The sequence below is a fragment of the Candidiatus Paracoxiella cheracis genome, from assembly GCF_049348705.1.
Lineage (GTDB): Bacteria > Pseudomonadota > Gammaproteobacteria > Coxiellales > Coxiellaceae > Paracoxiella > Paracoxiella cheracis.
In genome coordinates this window covers 919,414-937,040 of record NZ_CP186485.1, presented here as the reverse complement: position 1 = coordinate 937,040, position 17,627 = coordinate 919,414, and the positions used below count along the sequence as shown (strand labels likewise).

Below are 17,627 nucleotides of genomic sequence, written 5' to 3'. Positions count from 1 at the left end.
TCAAGTTTTCCTGGCACGCTCGCGTCGGGCCAGGCATATTCAGCTTCACGAATTGCCATCAATTTAATCCATTCATTTCAGCTAATTTCTCCGCAACGGAAAAATCAAATGCAGTATCAATATCAATAGAGCGTGATGGAGGCATTAAATAAGCGATTGTTTCCTCATCCACAAAATTTTTACGCTCATTAAAACGGCCAACTTCAGAAACGTAAACTGCTCCATTCAAGCGGACAATGGACTCTTCTTCTTGATTTAATTGAGGCTTGAGCAATCTTCCCATCTTGTTAATATTATAAATACATCTAGGATGATCGTTGAGATTTATGACGGACACACAGCTTGCTGCTCCAGACAACACACAACGCTCAATGGCATTATCAATGTCTTGCGCAGTTCGCAACGGTGATGTCGTTTGCAGGAGTACAACAAAATCATAGTTTGGAAATTCCGAGAGCGCATGCAACACGACTTCTGAAGCGGTCACATGATCTGCCGCCAATTCATCTGGACGCTTGTAGGGAATTTCAACCTTGTATTTCCGAGCAACTTCTATAATTTCGTCATCTTCGGAAGAGAAAATAATTTTATCCAAATATTTCGATCGGTTTGCTGCTGCTATTGTCCAAGCTAGCAATGGCTTCCCATTAAAAGGAAGAATATTTTTTCGGGGTAGTCGCTTTGAACCACCACGCGCCGGAATGACTGCTAGAATTTTTTTATTGTTTATCATAATAGTTTGTCAACAATCCTTTGATGTAATTAATTTCAACTTCGGGATCTGCAGAATCCTCGATGGTTGTATCGCGCTCAGCATCAATAAATAATGCTAATTTATGATCATCATGGTTGCACGAAGAATCAAGTAATTCTAATAGCGTTGCCCCTAAATCACTATTAGCATCGAACCTAGAAACCATGTCGTCTAACCTACTATAAAATGCGCGATCCAGTGTCATCACTCGTTTTTTTAATAATAACCCCTCAAAACCCGTCGTACCATTGATCGTAACAATGAGGTCAGAGTTTTTTAAATATTTATATTGATCATCTAAAGGATCAACCAAGTAGGTATTCGGCAGTCTCTCAATGTTGCGCCAGTACGCTGTCGACCTTCTACCACAGTTGTTACGATGTTCTCGTACCAATAACTGATACCCTGCTGGCAAGTTGTAGCTCAGCATTTTTATCGTATTCGCTTGGTTATACCATTTGGTTGCTCGCACATTAATCACAAATTCAGGAGCTTGTGAGCAGCAATAATAAATGTATTTCATCTGAGCTAGCTGATTATCATTGAAAGTGTGAAAAAATTTTTGTTGTGTGTGCGATAAAAAATAGCATCTATAAAGATCCAATACAGCAGACCAAAATGGTTTAAGATTTGTGACAGAAATACGTTTTACGATAGGAACGAGTCGGTATAAACATAAATCAAATATTGCCTTATTAATCTTGCGTAAAGATAAGCTATAATGTTTTTCTGACCATTTAATTTTATAGAGCGGCTGGGGCTCTGGTTTAGACCTAAAATCTTGCAAATAATTTAATGTAGACTCCTTTGGATTTTCTCCTGTCTGGAGTTTCCGTTCATATTCTGCATTCACTTTTTCGTTAAAGCATTCCAACTCAGTTGACCAACAATGGCAATCCGAATTCACATTCGACAACAAACAACCCACATAAGGCACTTTAAGATGCTTTGACACCACGTAAAAAACTAAGTTGAGGCTACCAGGCGGGCCCGCAAGCAAAAGATTCGGTTTTTTTTCACGTAGGGTATGATAAGCGAATCCAAACATGCGCATTAATAAAAGTTGGGCATAATCTTTATTTTTTAAGACTCTTTTAGCCTGTTTATTCTCCGGCCAATAGTATTGGTCTTTACTGTATGCACGCCCTAAGCTTCGTTCAAAAGATAACAAAATCCGATTTAACGCTATATGAGAGGATTTTTGGGAATCATGCATGATTTTTTCGACAGCCTTAACTTCCGCAGGATCGTTTTCCCAATCTTGTGTTTTTTGAAAATCAGGAATCACGACGATCTGTTCTGGCGAGCTCGTTATATCAGCAAACTTAGTATCATTTTTTATTTGACTTAAAATAGAAATATTCCAGGCATAATCACGATGAGCAGCTAGCAACACTTTTTTCAAAATATGGGAGTATTCCCCAGGTGACAACACTAATACATTTAGATTTTCTAGATTCATTAACTAACTCGCTTTTATTGCTTTTTTATGCCGATGAACAGCTTGCTGATAATCCGCAGGATATCCAATATCTTTCCAATCCTCATAGATTGGAAACGTGCATAATTTATGATTTCGCTCAGATGAATCTTTAAATAAATGCACCATATCATATGATTGTTTTGACGGAATGGATTGTATTAAAATAGGATCGAGCACATAAATACCGGCATTAACAAAATACGTTTGTATCGGTTTTTCATGAATTGACATGAAGTCACTTTCGTTATTTTCAACCACACCGTATGGAATTTCATGATGGTATTGCTTGATGCACATAGTCGCCTGGGCTTTTTTCATCATATGAAACTCAAGCAAGCGCCTATAATTCACACTCGTTAACAAGTCAGCATTCATCACAAAAAACGGCATCGTGATCTCATCCAGAGGCAATAAAGCCAACCCACCCGCTGTGCCAAGATACTCTTCTTCACGAATATAACGTATATTCACACCAAATTGACTACCATCTTTAAGATAGTCAGCAATCATATCACCTTTATAATTTATGATAATAAAAATGTTCAACAAACCCTGCTCAGCCAACTGTTCAATAATAATTTCAACGATGGACTTATCACCCACTTTCAATAATGGTTTTGGGCAATCATCCGTTAGAGGACGCAAGCGGCTACCCAAACCACCGGCCATCAGCACAACCGTATTCTCTAACCTTTCTGGGCGAATTAAATGATCCAAGGTTTCGAGGTCGACTATTTTACCGTCGTCATTAACGATAGGCATATGATGGACGTGTAACTCCTGCATTTTTCGAAAAATCTCCGGTTTTTTATCATGCACGCTCGCTACGTGACCATGCTTATTCATGATAAGCGCAACCGAAGCACTCAGACTCATTTTTTTCAAAAGCGCACGCCGGATATCACCATCCGTGACGACTCCCAATAAACATTGATTCTCATCGACAACGATGCCTATTTGTAGAGAAGATTTGTCAATGACAGCCATGGCCTCCATAATAGAAGTCTCTGGAGTTAATAATACGTCACGCCAATTTTTCATATCTTAATTCTCCAGCTTACTTTTTGCTGGCACCCCGGTAACCCGAGCACCATCCGGAAGATGATTGACAACTACCGCCCCTGCTCCAACTATACAACCATTGCCAATGTGTATGTTAGGTAAAATAGTTGCGCCAGCACCAATTAAACATTGCGCTCCGATAACTACGCCACCCAACAGGGTAGCCCCGGGGGCAACATGCGTATGCGCACCTATACTCGCATCGTGATCAACCGATGCTTTCGTGTTAATAATAACGTCATCAGCAATGTTAGCGCCAGGCTGGATAATAGCGCCCGCCATAACGTGTGCGCCTTGACCCAGATGTGCATCTGGGCTGACGTAACTTAATGGATGCTGCAACGTCACAAATTGGTAATTCTTTTTTGAAAACGTCTGATAAATATGAGTCGTTAATACATTACTAGCCGTGCGTCCAACCGCATTAACCAAACCTATTTTATTAGGATCATAATTTTCGATAACGCTGTCATCGCCCAGCACTTTGCAACCCATAAACTCGGTCATGCCGTGATGTTTATCGGTGACACCTATTATATTAAACGATGGGAGCTGTCGAATAAGATCGATGATCACTTTAGCGTGCCCACCGGCACCAATGATAATTACGTCTTTTATCAGTAGTTCGATCACCTCATCAGGCTGATAATTCTTTTCGGCTTTTTTTTCTAATAAGTCCCAATATTGCATCGGAGACAAACCATCTGCGGGTCGTTTAGCCGTAACATTATCGGTATTGAATCGTTCACCCTTATTGATTTTCTTGCTCGCTACAAGACTTTTTCTTGCCACCCGTTGGGTATTGCGCTCACTGTTGGTCACCCTTTTCCGAGGCTGCCCAATCGCGAGCTCTACGTGTCTAATAGCTTTCACCATGTCGGCAAATTCAGCTATGGTTAGTGATGTTTGATGATCTGGACCCGACAAGTTTTTATCGAGAGTGACGTGTTTTTCAATGACGCTTGCACCCAATGCCACGGCAGCAATCGCTACCTCCGTACCAACACTGTGATCCGAATAACCAACCGCTAATCCAAACTCAGAGCGCAGTGTATTTAATGCGAGTAAATGGATGTCGGCAAACGGCGCCGGATATTGTGACGTGCAATGCAATAACGTAATTTTCTCTTTTAATAATTTTTGTCCCTTTTCATCGGCATAAGCTTTTTCAAATGATGCACGCGAAGGTTCTTGCCAGTTCAAATATCCAAAAGCTAACACAGACAACGCTTGCTCAATGTCAGCTAGCGTTGACATGCCCGTTGATAAAATAATATCGCAACCGCTGCGCGCGGCAGCAAGCAATAATGGCCCATGGGTAATTTCACCGGAACCTATTTTCAGTCGTTTCAAACCTAATTCTTGCGTTAGCCAGTTCACACTCGCCACATCAAATGGCGAACTTAAAAATTCCACATCATGTTGCTGACAATAGTTTTTTAATTTTTTTTGATCTTCACGGGTTAATTCTAAGCGCTTTAACATTTCATATTGTGAACCATCGCCCGTCATTTTTTGTTGGTAATCCGCTTTCGGTGCATCCATACGGACTAACGTTTCTGCGGTAAACGTCTGAAATTTTATGACATCAGCTCCAGCACTCGCTGCCTGATCAATGAGCTGATAAGCCAATTCCATCGAACCATTATGATTGACGCCAATTTCTGCAATCATTAACGCACGATCGTTGGCACGTTTAGGCGTTGGTTGAATATCCACAAACGGTTTAATGGTCAGGTTTTTAAGTGAAACTTTTTTTAGCGTATCCTTGATTTTAGCAGAAGCATCACCCTTTCCATAAGGCAAATGAATATTCTGCAATGTTTGCTGGAAAGCAGGAGACAGCGCTTTATGAATAGCATTAATAATATCCGTTGCAATTCCCCGGCAATTAATCACAGATGACGCTAATAATCTTCCGCTTTGGCGCTCACCTATGTTTATTGTCGGTGTTTTGACATAAGGCACTTCAATTAGACCACTCGATGAGTTACCGACTACCGCGTCTACGACGCGTGCTAAACTTAAATAATTAACGGTACCCAAAGCGTTAAATAAAAAACGCCGCTTTGTGTCCTCAGCAACAAATTGTTCTATCATTTCGCGAATAACACGTGAACCCTCATCGGCATTCGGTATCGTGAAAAAAAGCCCTGCGTCAGGAAACTCTTTCAACGCCGCTAATAATGCGTGCAATTCTTGAATTGAAGCAGTCGAATCCAACGTGACCGGATGATACGTAATTAAAAAATTTACGGGACCATAATGCAATCCGAGTTTTTTTTGCAGCGCTTCTTTTGAGAGTTGCTCACTTCGCATAATATGATCCAGGCCAGGCGCACCATAGTTAAATATGGAGCGTGGATTTTCGCCCATTTGTAAAATGCGCTGACGATAAGGCTCAGCCGCTGGAAAGTGCAGTTGCGCCATTTTAGTAATGGCATGGCGAATCGATTCATCGACGGCTAAGCGCGTCACTTCTCCACCATGAATATGTGCAATGGGAATATGTAGCAACAATGCCGCTTGCGCAGCGGCCAATGATTCAAAGCGATCACCCAGCAAAACAACTAGGCCTGGTTTTAATCGTGTATAAGCATCTGTAAAGCCAATTACCCCTTGGCCCACTGCTTTTGCAATACCGGATGCACTGTTATCTGATGATAAGATATCGACTTTTTCATCGATCACAAAACCATCTGCCTCAATATCACGATATGTCATACCGTATTCGGCCGATAAGTGTGCGCCCGTAACAATAGTTTGGAGTGTCAGTTCTGGATCGTTTTTGATTTCACGCATCAACCAATAGAGCAAGCCGTACTCTGATCTTGCTCCTGTTACAATGGATATCTTACGTAAAGTCATTGTTAAGTTTCTCTGTTAAAAGGAGACACCACTCGGTAATCGTATTAAACGGCTCATCCACTGCTCACTATTATTAAGGTTCATCTGCGGACAGTGTTGATACATTGGCAACGTATGTATTAATTGCCAAATTGGCCAAGCATCTATCCCCTCTTGATGAAGCGCCGCTAACACATCATCGCGATCATCGCGATCCAACACTAAGGCGTGTAACCAATAATTGCTGTGTGTGTTGTCAGGCTCTACCAGTAATTCCACGTGATCTATTTCGGCAACGGCCGCTTGATAACAACGTAATAATTCTCGCTTCTTTGCTAAAAAATTCGGTAACGTTTCTAATTGCGCACAGCCCATTGCGGCATTGATGTTTGGTAAACGATAGTTGTAGGCAACACAATCATAAACCATTTCACGATGACGCGGCACTTTGCCTGTGGTGGTTAGGTGTTTTGCTCGAGAGGCAATATCAGGATCATTCGTTAATAACGCACCGCCCCCACCTGTGGTAACAATTTTATTACCATTAAAACTCAGCGTACCCATAAGACCCGCATGCCCAACGTGTGTGCCTTTATAAAAAGAACCCAACGCTTCTGAAGCATCTTCAATCATCGTGAGATGATAGTGCTCACAAATATTCTTAATTTCATCGAGATCAGCAGGATGCCCTAAAATATGCACCACACAAAGCGCGCGTATGACACGGCCCGTTTTTTTATTGTAACAAACGCCCGATTTTATTTCGGCAATATCATTTAGATAGTCTTTTAATTTTTGAGGACACACATTAGGATGATTAACACCGGTATCAACAAAATGTGGAATAGCATCGCAGTAACGAACAGCATTCGCAGTCGCAATAAATGTCACACTCGGTAATAACACTTCATCATCTGCACGAACACCTGCAAGTTGATATGCAATATGTAATGCAGCCGTGCCATTAACCGTTGCAATGGCATAACGTGCGCCGGTATATTCAGCCAATTTCTCTTCAAAGCGATCGACGAATTTACCAAGAGAAGACACCCAGTTGGTATCAATGCACTCTTGCACGTAACGCGATTCATTTCCGCGCAAACAGGGCTCATGAAGCGCCTTCACAGAAAATCCTGGAGGCATATGTTGCTTAATTGCCGACGCTAACTGAATATTTAAATCAGTGACACTCATCATCATTTCCATAACTTTATAAATTGTAGCAAGATGCTTTATAACGCTTAAGGTTATCGGGGTTCGTAAACCACTCAATCGTTTTCTGCAACCCTTTTTTAAACCCATCGAGACCCGCATAGTGCGGCGACCAATTTAATATTTCTTTCGCTTTTGCGTTGGAGGCATACAAACGATCGACTTCGCTCTTTTTCGCACGCACGCGTTGTTGATCGGCATTTACGTTAATCGATCGCCCCATTAATTCCGCAATAAGCTCTACCGTATCACCAATGCTAATTTCAAAGTTACTACCAATATTAATGACTTCACCAATTCCGCGATCACTTGCTAAAGCCGCCACAAAACCATTGACGGTATCCTCGACATAATTAAAATCACGCGTCGGATATAAATTTCCGAGTTTGATATCATCGGGTTTTTCCATGATCTGTATAATCGTTGCCGGGATAACAGCACGAGCCGATTGTCTGGGGCCATAGGTATTAAAAGGGCGAATGATACTCACCGGTAAATCAAACGTGTGATAAAAAGAAAGCGCCAACTGATCGGCTGCTATTTTAGACGCAGAATACGGTGACTGACCGCAAAGCGGATGCTTTTCACAAATCGGCACGTACTGTGCACTGCCATAGACTTCGCTGGTGGAGGTATGAATTACTTGGGTAACATCTGCATGGCGTGCCGCCTGCAAAATATTGAGCGTGCCTTTAACATTGGTTTCGATATAGCTATCAGGCGCCTGGTAAGAGTAAGGAATTCCGATCAATGCGGCTAAATTAAGCACAGTGTCGCAGTCTTGCATCGCTTGTCGGACACTGTGTGGATCACGAATATCGCCGGTCACCACATCTAATTCATTTTTAATAGCGTTTGGCAGCGTATCGAGCCAACCCCAGGAATTAAACGAATTATATAAGACAAAAGCGCGGACGTTGGCCCCCAATTCGAGGAGCCGCTCTACCAAGTGCGATCCAATAAATCCCTCTGCACCCGTCACTAAAATTTTTTTATCGTGCAAATTCATGTTTCTTATTCTGGACTGATAACCAACAGCGAGTTGAAGGGTGTCATTTGCTAGTGGCTGTTGCGCATGCCAGTGCAGCAGATAGCCCCCGAGAAGTGTCCTCTAAGTCATGCATTATACAATAAATTACTGATCCTTCAACTAAAAGACAGGCCCCGACGGGGCGCAATCCTGTAATCTATTGATTTAAAACAATAAAAATCCAACGAACTTCTTTGAAGCGCCGCCGATGAGTCTTTTCACCTAGCGTACGCTCAAGGCGCTACAACTCAATCGTTACATTATTCTATTTTTCTATCCATAAATGAAGCTCCGCATCGAGCACACATAGTCACCCTATTTTGCCACTACCCTACTCAACACAACCGTAAATACTTTTAATGAATTCAACCATCGCTACTATTACCAAGCCCCACTGGCATCAAAGGAGCCCCCAGGTTTTCTTCTTCATCATCTTCATCATCTTCATCATCTAATCTTCCCCTAAATTACCGGACACTAATTTGTTAAAATCTATGAATTGGACTTTGGATAAATTTATAAAAATAATTAAAAATTGCTTGACATAGAAACCGAAAAAAAATTTTACGTTGTAAACAACGTTTGTTCGAAAAAATAAAATAAGGAACAAACGATGTTAGCGACAGAAAAACTAAAACAATTCCGTACATTCCTCTACAACATCTTCCCCGCGCGACGCGATGCCAATATGAATTTACTCGATGCCCTTTCAAGCCATGGCCATCGCTGCAAAACACCCATAGAATTATGTGAATCGCCATACTTTGAACGTGAATACAGTAGTATTACCGATGCGATTAGCGATGGTTTGTCAGTAGCAAATTGTTGGGATAGCATGATGAAAATACAATATGAACATGTTAGTCATAGCGATGACCGTGTGATCATTATTGCGGATACGACACCACAGTCGCGTCAAAGTGCACACTGTGTTTTGGACTTTGGATAAATAAAATCCCTTGCCAGTTAGGACAATAATCAAAAAATGTGAGTTTCTAAATCTTAAGCTGTTTTTTGCAGCAATTCGTAGAATTGCTCAGGTGTAAAATTTATTTTATCCAACCATGATTTTACTATCCCAATCAAATCCTCTATTTTTTCAGGGTCTGAGTTTTGCGTCTTTTCTTCAGTCCTCTGAATCGTTTTAATTTTTGAGTTGCTATTTTTGAAAATAGCAGGATGTCGCGTGCGTTTCCCCTGCGTATCACCTTTGGTTCTGCCTTGCGGATTACCGCGTGGTTTGCAGAGATTAGCAGGCGTGCCAACGGTATCAAGCACCGTAGAAAAACCCCGTTGCGTTTGTGAAGGGGTCGCAGTTATTGATGGTTTTTCGTTATCCACTTGGAAGCTCGGCAAATACCGCTCCCATTTTTTCGGTAAAATCGGGGCAAGATTCCTCGCTAGATAAAGTTGCGTATACGCTAATGCTGTCATCCGCCACCAATCTTCTTCGTGCTTAACATCCGGTGTTTGGTATCGGTCAAATAACAGTTTGTCTTTACCAAAACGAAAGTAGTGTTCAATATCATAGCGTCTATCGTAATAGTGATAGGCTTCTAATGCTGTGATTTCATTACGTCGTTCACCAGCGAGTCCTAACCAGAGTGGATTTTTATATAAAGATTTACCGTTAGCATCAACCGCAACCAATTGCACAACAGTAACAGGATGCTCATATCCTTTAAATTGCTTTGAACCACGCAGGAATTGGTCACGCCATATTTTAATCTCCAATTGGTAAGTTTTGCCACTGCGGGTTGTAATGGGTTGCTGCACAATCTCATCGGATTCACGGTGAGTCGTGCTGTCGTTTAGTTTCATCGCATCACCATAGCGTTTTATACTTCCTGAGGTATTATCTTCTATTGATGCGGGCGCGAAAACATTACGGGTACTGTTAAAACGGAAAAGATGTACCCAATTGGGATTTTCGCTAACCAGTTTACGGCAAGCTTCTGTACCATATTTTGAATCAGCCACGCTAACCACCAATTTATGAGTAAGCGCTAAGTCTGCAATACAACGGTTAATTTGCTGCATCCCAACTACATTGCCTTTTTCATCGCTTTTAACGCGCCTCGTATCCAGTGGAACTAACCAATGCTTTTCTTGAGCTGCACCATCATTGGGCAATAGTGATACCGTTGAATATTCATGTCCAATGGTAATCGGTTTGTTACCCGGTGCTGGATTAGGGCTGTAAACCACATGGCGATCTTCAACACATTGGACTTTGGATAAATAAAATCCCTTGCCAGTTAGGACAATAATCAAAAAATGTGAGTTTCTAAATCTTAACCTGTTTTTTGCAGCAATTCGTAGAATTTCTCAGGTGTAAAATTTATTTTATCCAACCATGATTTTACTATCCCAATCAAATCCTCTATTTTTTCAGGGTCTGAGTTTTGCGTCTTTTCTTCAGTCCTCTGAATCGTTTTAATTTTTGAGTTGCTATTTTTGAAAATAGCAGGATGTCGCGTGCGTTTCCCCTGCGTATCACCTTTGGTTCTGCCTTGCGGATTACCGCGTGGTTTGCAGAGATTAGCAGGCGTGCCAACGGTATCAAGCACCGTAGAAAAACCCCGTTGCGTTTGTGAAGGGGTCGCAGTTATTGATGGTTTCAAGCGTGTCGCGATGCTCGTGATAGATTATTGCCATCCCTGTCAATAATCGACTCGCAATACGCGACAACTTAAATAGCCGCGGACGTCCTCGTCGCCCGCGCTCCGCGACCTCACGGCTCGACTACGCACGGGCTCTCAAATGACTTGACGGCTCGTAAAGATTTTTTGCAGTCGCTTACGCTCGGCAAAAAATCCGAGCCTACCGCGGAATACGCGCCTTCGCTTCGCTCTCCATGGCGCGCATCGTTCGTTATCCACTTGGAAGCTCGGCAAATACCGCTCCCATTTTTTCGGTAAAATCGGGGCAAGATTCCTCGCTAGATAAAGTTGCGTATACGCTAATGCTGTCATCCGCCACCAATCTTCTTCGTGCTTAACATCCGGTGTTTGGTATCGGTCAAATAACAGTTTGTCTTTACCAAAACGAAAGTAGTGTTCAATGTCATAGCGTCTATCGTAATAGTGATACGCTTCTAATGCTGTGATTTCATTACGTCGTTCACCAGCGAGTCCTAACCAGAGTGGATTTTTATATAAAGATTTACCGTTAGCATCAACCGCAACCAATTGCACAACAGTAACAGGATGCTCATATCCTTTAAATTGCTTTGAACCACGCAGTAATTGGTCACGCCATATTTTAATCTCCAATTGGTAAGTTTTGCCACTGCGGGTTGTAATGGGTTGCTGCACAATCTCATCGGATTCACGGTGAGTCGTGCTGTCGTTTAGTTTCATCGCATCACCATAGCGTTTTATACTTCCTGAGGTATTATCTTCTATTGATGCGGGCGCGAAAACATTACGGGTACTGTTAAAACGGAAAAGATGTACCCAATTGGGATTTTCGCTAACCAGTTTACGGCAAGCTTCTGTACCATATTTTGAATCAGCCACGCTAACCACCAATTTATGAGTAAGCGCTAAGTCTGCAATACAACGGTTAATTTGCTGCATCCCAACTACATTGCCTTTTTCATCGCTTTTAACGCGCCTCGTATCCAGTGGAACTAACCAATGCTTTTCTTGAGCTGCACCATCATTGGGCAATAGTGATACCGTTGAATATTCATGTCCAATGGTAATCGGTTTGTTACCCGGTGCTGGATTAGGGCTGTAAACCACATGGCGATCTTCAACACAGTGTGCACTTTGACGCGACTGTGGTGTCGTATCCGCAATAATGATCACACGGTCATCGCTATGACTCACATGTTCATATTGTATTTTCATCATGCTATCCCAACAATTTGCTACCGACAAACCATCGCTAATCGCATCGGTAATACTACTGTATTCACGTTCAAAGTATGGCGATTCACATAATTCTATGGGTGTTTTGCAGCGATGGCCATGGCTTGAAAGGGCATCGAGTAAATTCATATTGGCATCGCGTCGCGCGGGGAAGATGTTGTAGAGGAATGTACGGAATTGTTTTAGTTTTTCTGTCGCTAACATCGTTTGTTCCTTATTTTATTTTTTCGAACAAACGTTGTTTACAACGTAAAATTTTTTTTCGGTTTCTATGTCAAGCAATTTTTAATTATTTTTATAAATTTATCCAAAGTCCAATGTATAAAAAACTTTTTCAAAGACAATCCCCTCTTTTTCACATGCAGTTATCACGCTCTTCATAGATAGAGGAGAATCCACCTCTCCAACAGAAGAAGTGGGTTTACGCGCTGTTATAATAAAGTTTTTTGCTTGTGGATTTTTTCCCAACAGCCTCATAGGTGCTTGATTTAGAACAGTCTCTTTATCTTGACTCCTCGCCCTCCATAACAGCGTATCATCAACATCAACAAAAGAATGGGCTTTTCCTTTCTTCTGTCTTAGAACAGTATCCAGTGCCAGAAGATCTGGCTCATAGATTTTTCCATAAGGATAAGCATCCAACACAGTCCATTGCTTTTGCTTTTCACATTGAAATCTCATGCGTGAATCAGAAGTAAGGAAATAAGTATTTTCATCAATGCTCTTTAAACCTGAAAAATCTGGAAGAGTTCCGGGCCAACTAAAACTTAAAATATGCTCTTCCCCAAATTCAAAATGCTTTTGCTCATGATTTATTATTCGTAAAATTTCTTCGCTAGTAAATCCACCAATTCCTGCGCATTTGTAATTATCACTCCCTTCAGGGCATTGTTCTACTAAAAACCCTATCGGAACACGCGTATATTCATCTTCATCACCCAGGTCTTTCTTCATCAAGTCAAGCAACTCCGTGAAGCCACGACTCAAATGAAGCGTTACTTCTTTCTTTGATGATCTAAGAAAAATTACTGAATTAAGATCAATTAATAAAGTCGGTATCAATTAAAGCTCTCTTTAAAATTTTAATAGTTAAATATATTCAGAATGATTTAAAAAAATGCAGTATAAAAGATGGTTATTAAGATAATATTAATTGAGAAAATTATTTTTAATTAAATAGCACCTAGATGTGACGTGATTTTTTTCTCATCCCTGGTAACAGTTTGGATCGAAGTGTGTCGCGATGCTCGTGATAGATTATTGGCATCCCTGTCAATAATCGACTCGCAATACGCGACAACCTAAATAGCCGCGGACGTCCCCGTCGACAGCGCTCCGCGACCTCGCGGCCGACTGCGCACTGTCTCCAGATGACTCGACGCCGCCTACAGATTTTTGCCACTCGCTACGCTGCCTACGGAACTCCGTTCCTTCGGCACTCCGCTCTGTCAAAAATCGGCGGCTGCCGCGGAATACTCGCCATCGGCTTCGCCTCTCCATGGCTCGCATCGGCCGGATAATTTTGCATTTCCTGATGCAAAATTTCCGGGATGACGAAGTTACGTTGAGTCATCCACTCTCAAACAGCATTTCAATTGCGGCAGAGAACTTGGTGTTACTGTTTTGCGGGCGTAAGTACCATGGAAGTACTTAGCAGCCAAGGAGGGCGATTCCCGAAAAACAGTAACGCCAATCACGTAAGCCAAGCAATTGAAATTCACTTAATGTAAATTTACTTCATCGCGATAAAAATCTTCATTTATAAGAAGCTCAGCGATTTGAATGGCATTGAGCGCAGCGCCTTTGCGAATATTGTCAGACACCACCCACAAATTTAAACCGCTCGGGTGCGAAATATCATTGCGAATGCGCCCCACAAAAACGGCATCTTCATTGGCGGCATGGCTAATGGGTGTGGGATAAGTATTATCTTCATCAACAACAATAACGCCCGGCGCTTCTGACAACAATGCCCTGGCTTGATCGCTCGTGAGCGGTTGGGCGGTTTCGATGTGAACCGCTTCTGAATGACCGTAAAAAACAGGCACGCGCACGGCAGTTGGATTTACCATTAAATGGGGATCTTCCATGATTTTCTGTGTTTCCCACACCATTTTCATTTCTTCGCGGGTGTAACCATTTTCTTGAAACTCATCGATATGCGGAATGACATTAAATGCAATTTGCACAGGGAAAATGTTAGGAGTGGCTGGTTTGGCATTTAAAAGCTCTGCTGTTGCATGCGCTAATTCTTCAATTGCTTTTTGTCCCGCACCTGAAACTGACTGATACGTTGCTACATTAATGCGAGTAATCCCTACTGCATCATAAATCGGTTTGAGGGCAACGACGAGCTGTATGGTTGAACAATTAGGATTTGCAATAATATGACGTTCGCGAAAATAGCGTAACGCACCAGGATTCACTTCGGGCACTACCAAAGGCACATCATTGTCGTAGCGAAATTGAGAAGTGTTGTCGATAACAATGCAACCCGCATCGGCAGCTTTGGGAGCATATTCTGCTGAACATGCTGCACCCGCGGAAAAAAATGCAAACTGCACTTTAGAAAAATCAAAATCAGCGACGTTACCAACGCGCTTGGTTTTTCCGGCAAAACGTACTGTTTTGCCTTCGGAGCGCTCGCTTGCTAATGGATAAATTTTTCCGACAGGAAATTGTCGTGCTTCTAATAATTCTAACAGTGCTTCTCCAACAACACCGGTTGCACCGACAATAGCTACATCATAAGCTGTCATTTATTTTTCTCCGCCCTACTGAAACTAAAGATTTTGCGCTTTGTGCCGCAAATAATGATCCATTAACACGAGCGCTAGCATTGCTTCGACGATAGGAATCGCGCGTATCGCCACACAAGGGTCATGCCGCCCCGTAGTCACAACTTCGGTTTCTTTCCCCGAGGTGGTGCGCGTTTTGCCGGGAACACGAATACTCGACGCTGGCTTAAACGCCATGCTCACCAAAATGTCTTGACCACTTGAAATGCCCGCTAGTGTACCACCGGAGTGATCTGATAAAAATCCTTTTTGGGTCATTTCGTCGCGATGTTGTGAACCTTTTTGCTGAATCACATCGAAACCACTGCCAATTTCAACACCTTTTACTGCGTTGATACCCATCATCGCTTTTGCAATGTCTGCATCGAGCTTATCGAACACCGGTTCACCGAGCCCGACAGGCACACCTTGAGCAATCACATTGACACGAGCGCCAATGGAATCGCCATCGCGACGAATGTTGGTAATAAACGTTTCGATCTCATTGATTTTATTTTTATCGGGAAAGAAAAACGGATTATCTTCAACTATGCTTAAATCAATTTCTTGCGCCACAATCTCACCCACAGCCGCCGTGTAGGCTTGAATGATCACACCACAATGTTCTTTCAAATATTTTTTGGCGATGGCGCCAGCGGCAACACGCATAACCGTTTCGCGTGCGGAGGCGCGCCCACCACCACGGTAATCACGCAAACCATATTTTTTAAAATAAGCATAATCACCATGTCCGGGACGAAACACATCTTTAATATCGGAATAATCACGCGGACGCTGATCTTTATTTTCAATGAGCAATCCAATGGGTGTACCGGTTGTTTTTCCTTCAAATACACCGGATAAAATTTTCACTTCATCGGGCTCACGTCGCTGCGAAGTAAATTTAGATTTGCCCGTTTTGCGCCGTTCGATATCGTGTTGAATATCGGCTTCGGTAAGTTCCATGCCAGGCGGGCAACCATCCACAATCGCAAGCTGTGCCTTACCGTGGCTTTCACCCGCGGTGGTCACAACAAATAATTTACCAAAGCTGTTACCTGACATATAAATTGTCTCCTATTTCAATTGTAACACACCGACTCGCAGCCAGGCGGCATGAGTGCTACAGTATACAATGATGAGCAAAAAACGATCCATCTCTTCAGAAGATAAAGCATTATTTCGTGATGCGGTAAAGGGTATCAAACCTCTCAAGCAAGACAAACATAAAACGCTAGGCAAATCCAGCGAACCATCGCACGTTGCCCGCCGAAAAGCGGCTTTACAGCACCCTCGCTCACCTGAGATATGGATCGAAAAAACAGACCCCGGGGATTGGCTAAGCGCCGAAGATACATTACACTTTGCCCGAAGTGGGCTTCAACACAAGCTGATTCAACGATTACGCCGCGGGCAAATTCAACTTGAGGCACATATCGATTTACATCGCCAAACCATTGAAGAAGCAGCACAAACAGTAAGCGAGTTTATCAACAACTGTGTCCACGATGGCAAGCGTTGGGTCTGTATTATTCACGGTAAAGGCCGTTTTTCAAAAGAAGGCAGGCCTGTGCTAAAAAACTTTTTAAATCAATGGCTGCGCCAACAACCTGATATATTGGCCTTTCATTCTGCTAAGCCCAAACACGGCGGCACAGGCGCCATCTATGTTTTGTTAAAAGGAAAAAGTATTCGATGAAAAACAACATCATTATCATTGGCATCTCAGGCCCTTCGGCATCCGGCAAAAGTCTTTTAGCAAATACCATCGTCAATGAGTTGGGCTCTGACCAAGTCGTCGTGATTTCTGAAGACTCTTATTATAAAGACCTAGGCGATATGCCCTTTGAAGATCGCGCTAAGATTAATTACGATCACCCGAATTCACTCGACCATGATTTGTTGCATAAACATCTCGTGCAGCTACAAGAAGGCCACTCAATCGAAGTTCCGCGCTACGATCACACGGAACACAAAAGACTTACAGAAACTAAAACGGTTGGGCAACACCGCATCGTGGTGCTCGAAGGTATTTTGTTGTTTGTCGAACAACATTTACGAAAACTAATGGATATTCGTATTTTTATGGATACACCCTTGGATATTTGCTTAATACGACGTTTACGGCGCGACATCATTGAGCGCGCACGTTCGTTAGAGGGTGTTTTAAATCAGTATGAAAAAACCGTGCGACCCATGTATTTTCAATTTATCGAACCCTCAAAGCGGTATGCGGATATCATCGTCCCGCGTGGCGGTGAAAATCGCATTGCGATCGATATGATTCAAGCAAAAATGCGTGAGTTACTTGGCGTTTAATCAAGGAGAGTACTATGAAGTTAATTACACCTGCATTTGACCATGGCGATATTATTCCGGATAAATATTCGCGCTATTACGATAATCTTTCGCCGCATTTACGATGGGAAGGTGAACCACACGGCACAAACAAGCGTGTCGCGATGCTCGTGATAGATTATTGCCATCCCTGTCAATAATCGACTCGCAATACGCGACAACTTAAATAGCCGCGGACGTCCTCGTCGCCCGCGCTCCGCGACCTCACGGCTCGACTACGCACGGG

Annotated in this window: 17 protein-coding genes; 4 read left to right on the top strand and 13 right to left on the bottom strand. The window is 42.5% G+C overall.

Annotation, left to right across the window (positions count from 1 at the left end; all coding sequences use genetic code 11):
* Positions 1 to 58: 58 nt before the first annotated feature.
* Genes ACJMKR_RS04915 through ACJMKR_RS04890 form a run of 6 tightly spaced genes read right to left on the bottom strand, consistent with a single transcriptional unit; the run spans position 59 to position 8,340 of the window.
* Positions 59 to 733 (bottom strand): cytidylyltransferase domain-containing protein, encoded by a 675-nt coding sequence (locus ACJMKR_RS04915; RefSeq protein ID WP_423064035.1) that lies wholly within the window; start codon positions 731 to 733, stop codon positions 59 to 61.
* Positions 720 to 2,216: a hypothetical protein gene (locus ACJMKR_RS04910; protein WP_423064034.1), complete on the bottom strand. Its 1,497-nt coding sequence runs from the start codon at positions 2,214 to 2,216 to the stop codon at positions 720 to 722. The genes ACJMKR_RS04915 and ACJMKR_RS04910 overlap by 14 nt, the downstream gene beginning before the upstream one ends.
* 3 nt (positions 2,217 to 2,219) lie before the next feature.
* Positions 2,220 to 3,224 (bottom strand): nucleotidyltransferase family protein, encoded by a 1,005-nt coding sequence (locus ACJMKR_RS04905; protein WP_423064033.1) that lies wholly within the window; start codon positions 3,222 to 3,224, stop codon positions 2,220 to 2,222.
* Positions 3,225 to 3,281: 57 nt separating this feature from the next.
* Positions 3,282 to 6,167, bottom strand: a complete 2,886-nt coding sequence (gene neuB / locus ACJMKR_RS04900; RefSeq protein ID WP_423064032.1) for an N-acetylneuraminate synthase — start codon at positions 6,165 to 6,167, stop codon at positions 3,282 to 3,284.
* Positions 6,168 to 6,182: 15 nt separating this feature from the next.
* Positions 6,183 to 7,418 carry a LegC family aminotransferase gene (locus ACJMKR_RS04895; RefSeq protein WP_423064031.1) on the bottom strand — a complete coding sequence of 412 codons (1,236 nt, stop codon included), beginning with the start codon at positions 7,416 to 7,418 and terminating at the stop codon, positions 6,183 to 6,185.
* Positions 7,357 to 8,340: an NAD-dependent 4,6-dehydratase LegB gene (locus tag ACJMKR_RS04890; protein ID WP_423064030.1), complete on the bottom strand. Its 984-nt coding sequence runs from the start codon at positions 8,338 to 8,340 to the stop codon at positions 7,357 to 7,359. Before ACJMKR_RS04890 ends, ACJMKR_RS04895 begins: the two co-directional genes overlap by 62 nt.
* Before the next feature lie 661 nt (positions 8,341 to 9,001).
* Between ACJMKR_RS04890 and ACJMKR_RS04885 the strand changes: the two genes are divergently transcribed.
* A complete protein-coding gene (locus tag ACJMKR_RS04885; protein WP_423064029.1) occupies positions 9,002 to 9,337 on the top strand; it encodes a hypothetical protein in 336 nt (111 codons plus the stop codon).
* Between the two features lie 53 nt (positions 9,338 to 9,390).
* Here the strand turns inward: ACJMKR_RS04885 and ACJMKR_RS04880 are convergent, their stop codons facing one another.
* The 7 genes from ACJMKR_RS04880 to aroC form a co-directional block, all read right to left on the bottom strand.
* On the bottom strand, positions 9,391 to 10,662 hold the full coding sequence (locus tag ACJMKR_RS04880) for a hypothetical protein (protein ID WP_423064028.1): 1,272 nt from the start codon (positions 10,660 to 10,662) through the stop codon (positions 9,391 to 9,393).
* A gap of 20 nt (positions 10,663 to 10,682) precedes the next feature.
* Entirely contained in the window at positions 10,683 to 11,012 is a 330-nt protein-coding gene (locus ACJMKR_RS04875) for a hypothetical protein (RefSeq protein ID WP_423064027.1), read from the bottom strand.
* Between the two features lie 135 nt (positions 11,013 to 11,147).
* Positions 11,148 to 12,470: a transposase gene (locus ACJMKR_RS04870; protein WP_423064026.1), complete on the bottom strand. Its 1,323-nt coding sequence runs from the start codon at positions 12,468 to 12,470 to the stop codon at positions 11,148 to 11,150.
* 99 nt (positions 12,471 to 12,569) lie between these two features.
* Positions 12,570 to 13,328 (bottom strand): hypothetical protein, encoded by a 759-nt coding sequence (locus ACJMKR_RS04865; RefSeq protein ID WP_423064025.1) that lies wholly within the window; start codon positions 13,326 to 13,328, stop codon positions 12,570 to 12,572.
* Positions 13,329 to 13,680: 352 nt separating this feature from the next.
* Positions 13,681 to 13,839 (bottom strand): hypothetical protein, encoded by a 159-nt coding sequence (locus ACJMKR_RS04860; protein WP_423064024.1) that lies wholly within the window; start codon positions 13,837 to 13,839, stop codon positions 13,681 to 13,683.
* 148 nt (positions 13,840 to 13,987) lie between these two features.
* A complete protein-coding gene (locus ACJMKR_RS04855) occupies positions 13,988 to 15,025 on the bottom strand; it encodes an aspartate-semialdehyde dehydrogenase (protein WP_423064023.1) in 1,038 nt (345 codons plus the stop codon).
* A gap of 24 nt (positions 15,026 to 15,049) precedes the next feature.
* Positions 15,050 to 16,108 (bottom strand): chorismate synthase, encoded by a 1,059-nt coding sequence (aroC, locus tag ACJMKR_RS04850; protein ID WP_423064022.1) that lies wholly within the window; start codon positions 16,106 to 16,108, stop codon positions 15,050 to 15,052.
* A 55-nt stretch (positions 16,109 to 16,163) separates the two neighbouring features.
* Here aroC and ACJMKR_RS04845 point away from each other — a divergent pair, with 55 nt between their 5' ends.
* The 3 genes from ACJMKR_RS04845 to ACJMKR_RS04835 are packed head-to-tail and all read left to right on the top strand — an operon-like array spanning position 16,164 to position 17,541.
* Positions 16,164 to 16,742, top strand: coding sequence for a Smr/MutS family protein (locus ACJMKR_RS04845; RefSeq protein WP_423064021.1), 579 nt, complete (start codon positions 16,164 to 16,166; stop codon positions 16,740 to 16,742).
* Positions 16,739 to 17,362 (top strand): uridine kinase, encoded by a 624-nt coding sequence (udk, locus tag ACJMKR_RS04840; protein ID WP_423064020.1) that lies wholly within the window; start codon positions 16,739 to 16,741, stop codon positions 17,360 to 17,362. Before ACJMKR_RS04845 ends, udk begins: the two co-directional genes overlap by 4 nt.
* Positions 17,363 to 17,376: 14 nt before the next feature.
* On the top strand, positions 17,377 to 17,541 hold the full coding sequence (locus ACJMKR_RS04835) for a hypothetical protein (protein WP_423064019.1): 165 nt from the start codon (positions 17,377 to 17,379) through the stop codon (positions 17,539 to 17,541).
* The last annotated feature ends 86 nt before the right edge of the window (positions 17,542 to 17,627 follow it).

Excerpts from the sequence above, each read along its gene's own strand:
- ACJMKR_RS04915 (WP_423064035.1), bottom strand. The coding sequence starts at position 733 with ATGATAAACAATAAAAAAATTCTAGCAGTCATTCCGGCGCGTGGTGGT.
- ACJMKR_RS04910 (WP_423064034.1), bottom strand. The coding sequence starts at position 2,216 with ATGAATCTAGAAAATCTAAATGTATTAGTGTTGTCACCTGGGGAATAC.
- ACJMKR_RS04905 (WP_423064033.1), bottom strand. The coding sequence starts at position 3,224 with ATGGCTGTCATTGACAAATCTTCTCTACAAATAGGCATCGTTGTCGAT.
- neuB (WP_423064032.1), bottom strand. The coding sequence starts at position 6,167 with ATGACTTTACGTAAGATATCCATTGTAACAGGAGCAAGATCAGAGTAC.
- ACJMKR_RS04885 (WP_423064029.1), top strand. The coding sequence starts at position 9,002 with ATGTTAGCGACAGAAAAACTAAAACAATTCCGTACATTCCTCTACAAC.
- ACJMKR_RS04870 (WP_423064026.1), bottom strand. The coding sequence starts at position 12,470 with ATGTTAGCGACAGAAAAACTAAAACAATTCCGTACATTCCTCTACAAC.
- ACJMKR_RS04860 (WP_423064024.1), bottom strand. The coding sequence starts at position 13,839 with ATGACTCAACGTAACTTCGTCATCCCGGAAATTTTGCATCAGGAAATG.
- ACJMKR_RS04855 (WP_423064023.1), bottom strand. The coding sequence starts at position 15,025 with ATGACAGCTTATGATGTAGCTATTGTCGGTGCAACCGGTGTTGTTGGA.
- aroC (WP_423064022.1), bottom strand. The coding sequence starts at position 16,108 with ATGTCAGGTAACAGCTTTGGTAAATTATTTGTTGTGACCACCGCGGGT.
- udk (WP_423064020.1), top strand. The coding sequence starts at position 16,739 with ATGAAAAACAACATCATTATCATTGGCATCTCAGGCCCTTCGGCATCC.
- ACJMKR_RS04835 (WP_423064019.1), top strand. The coding sequence starts at position 17,377 with ATGAAGTTAATTACACCTGCATTTGACCATGGCGATATTATTCCGGAT.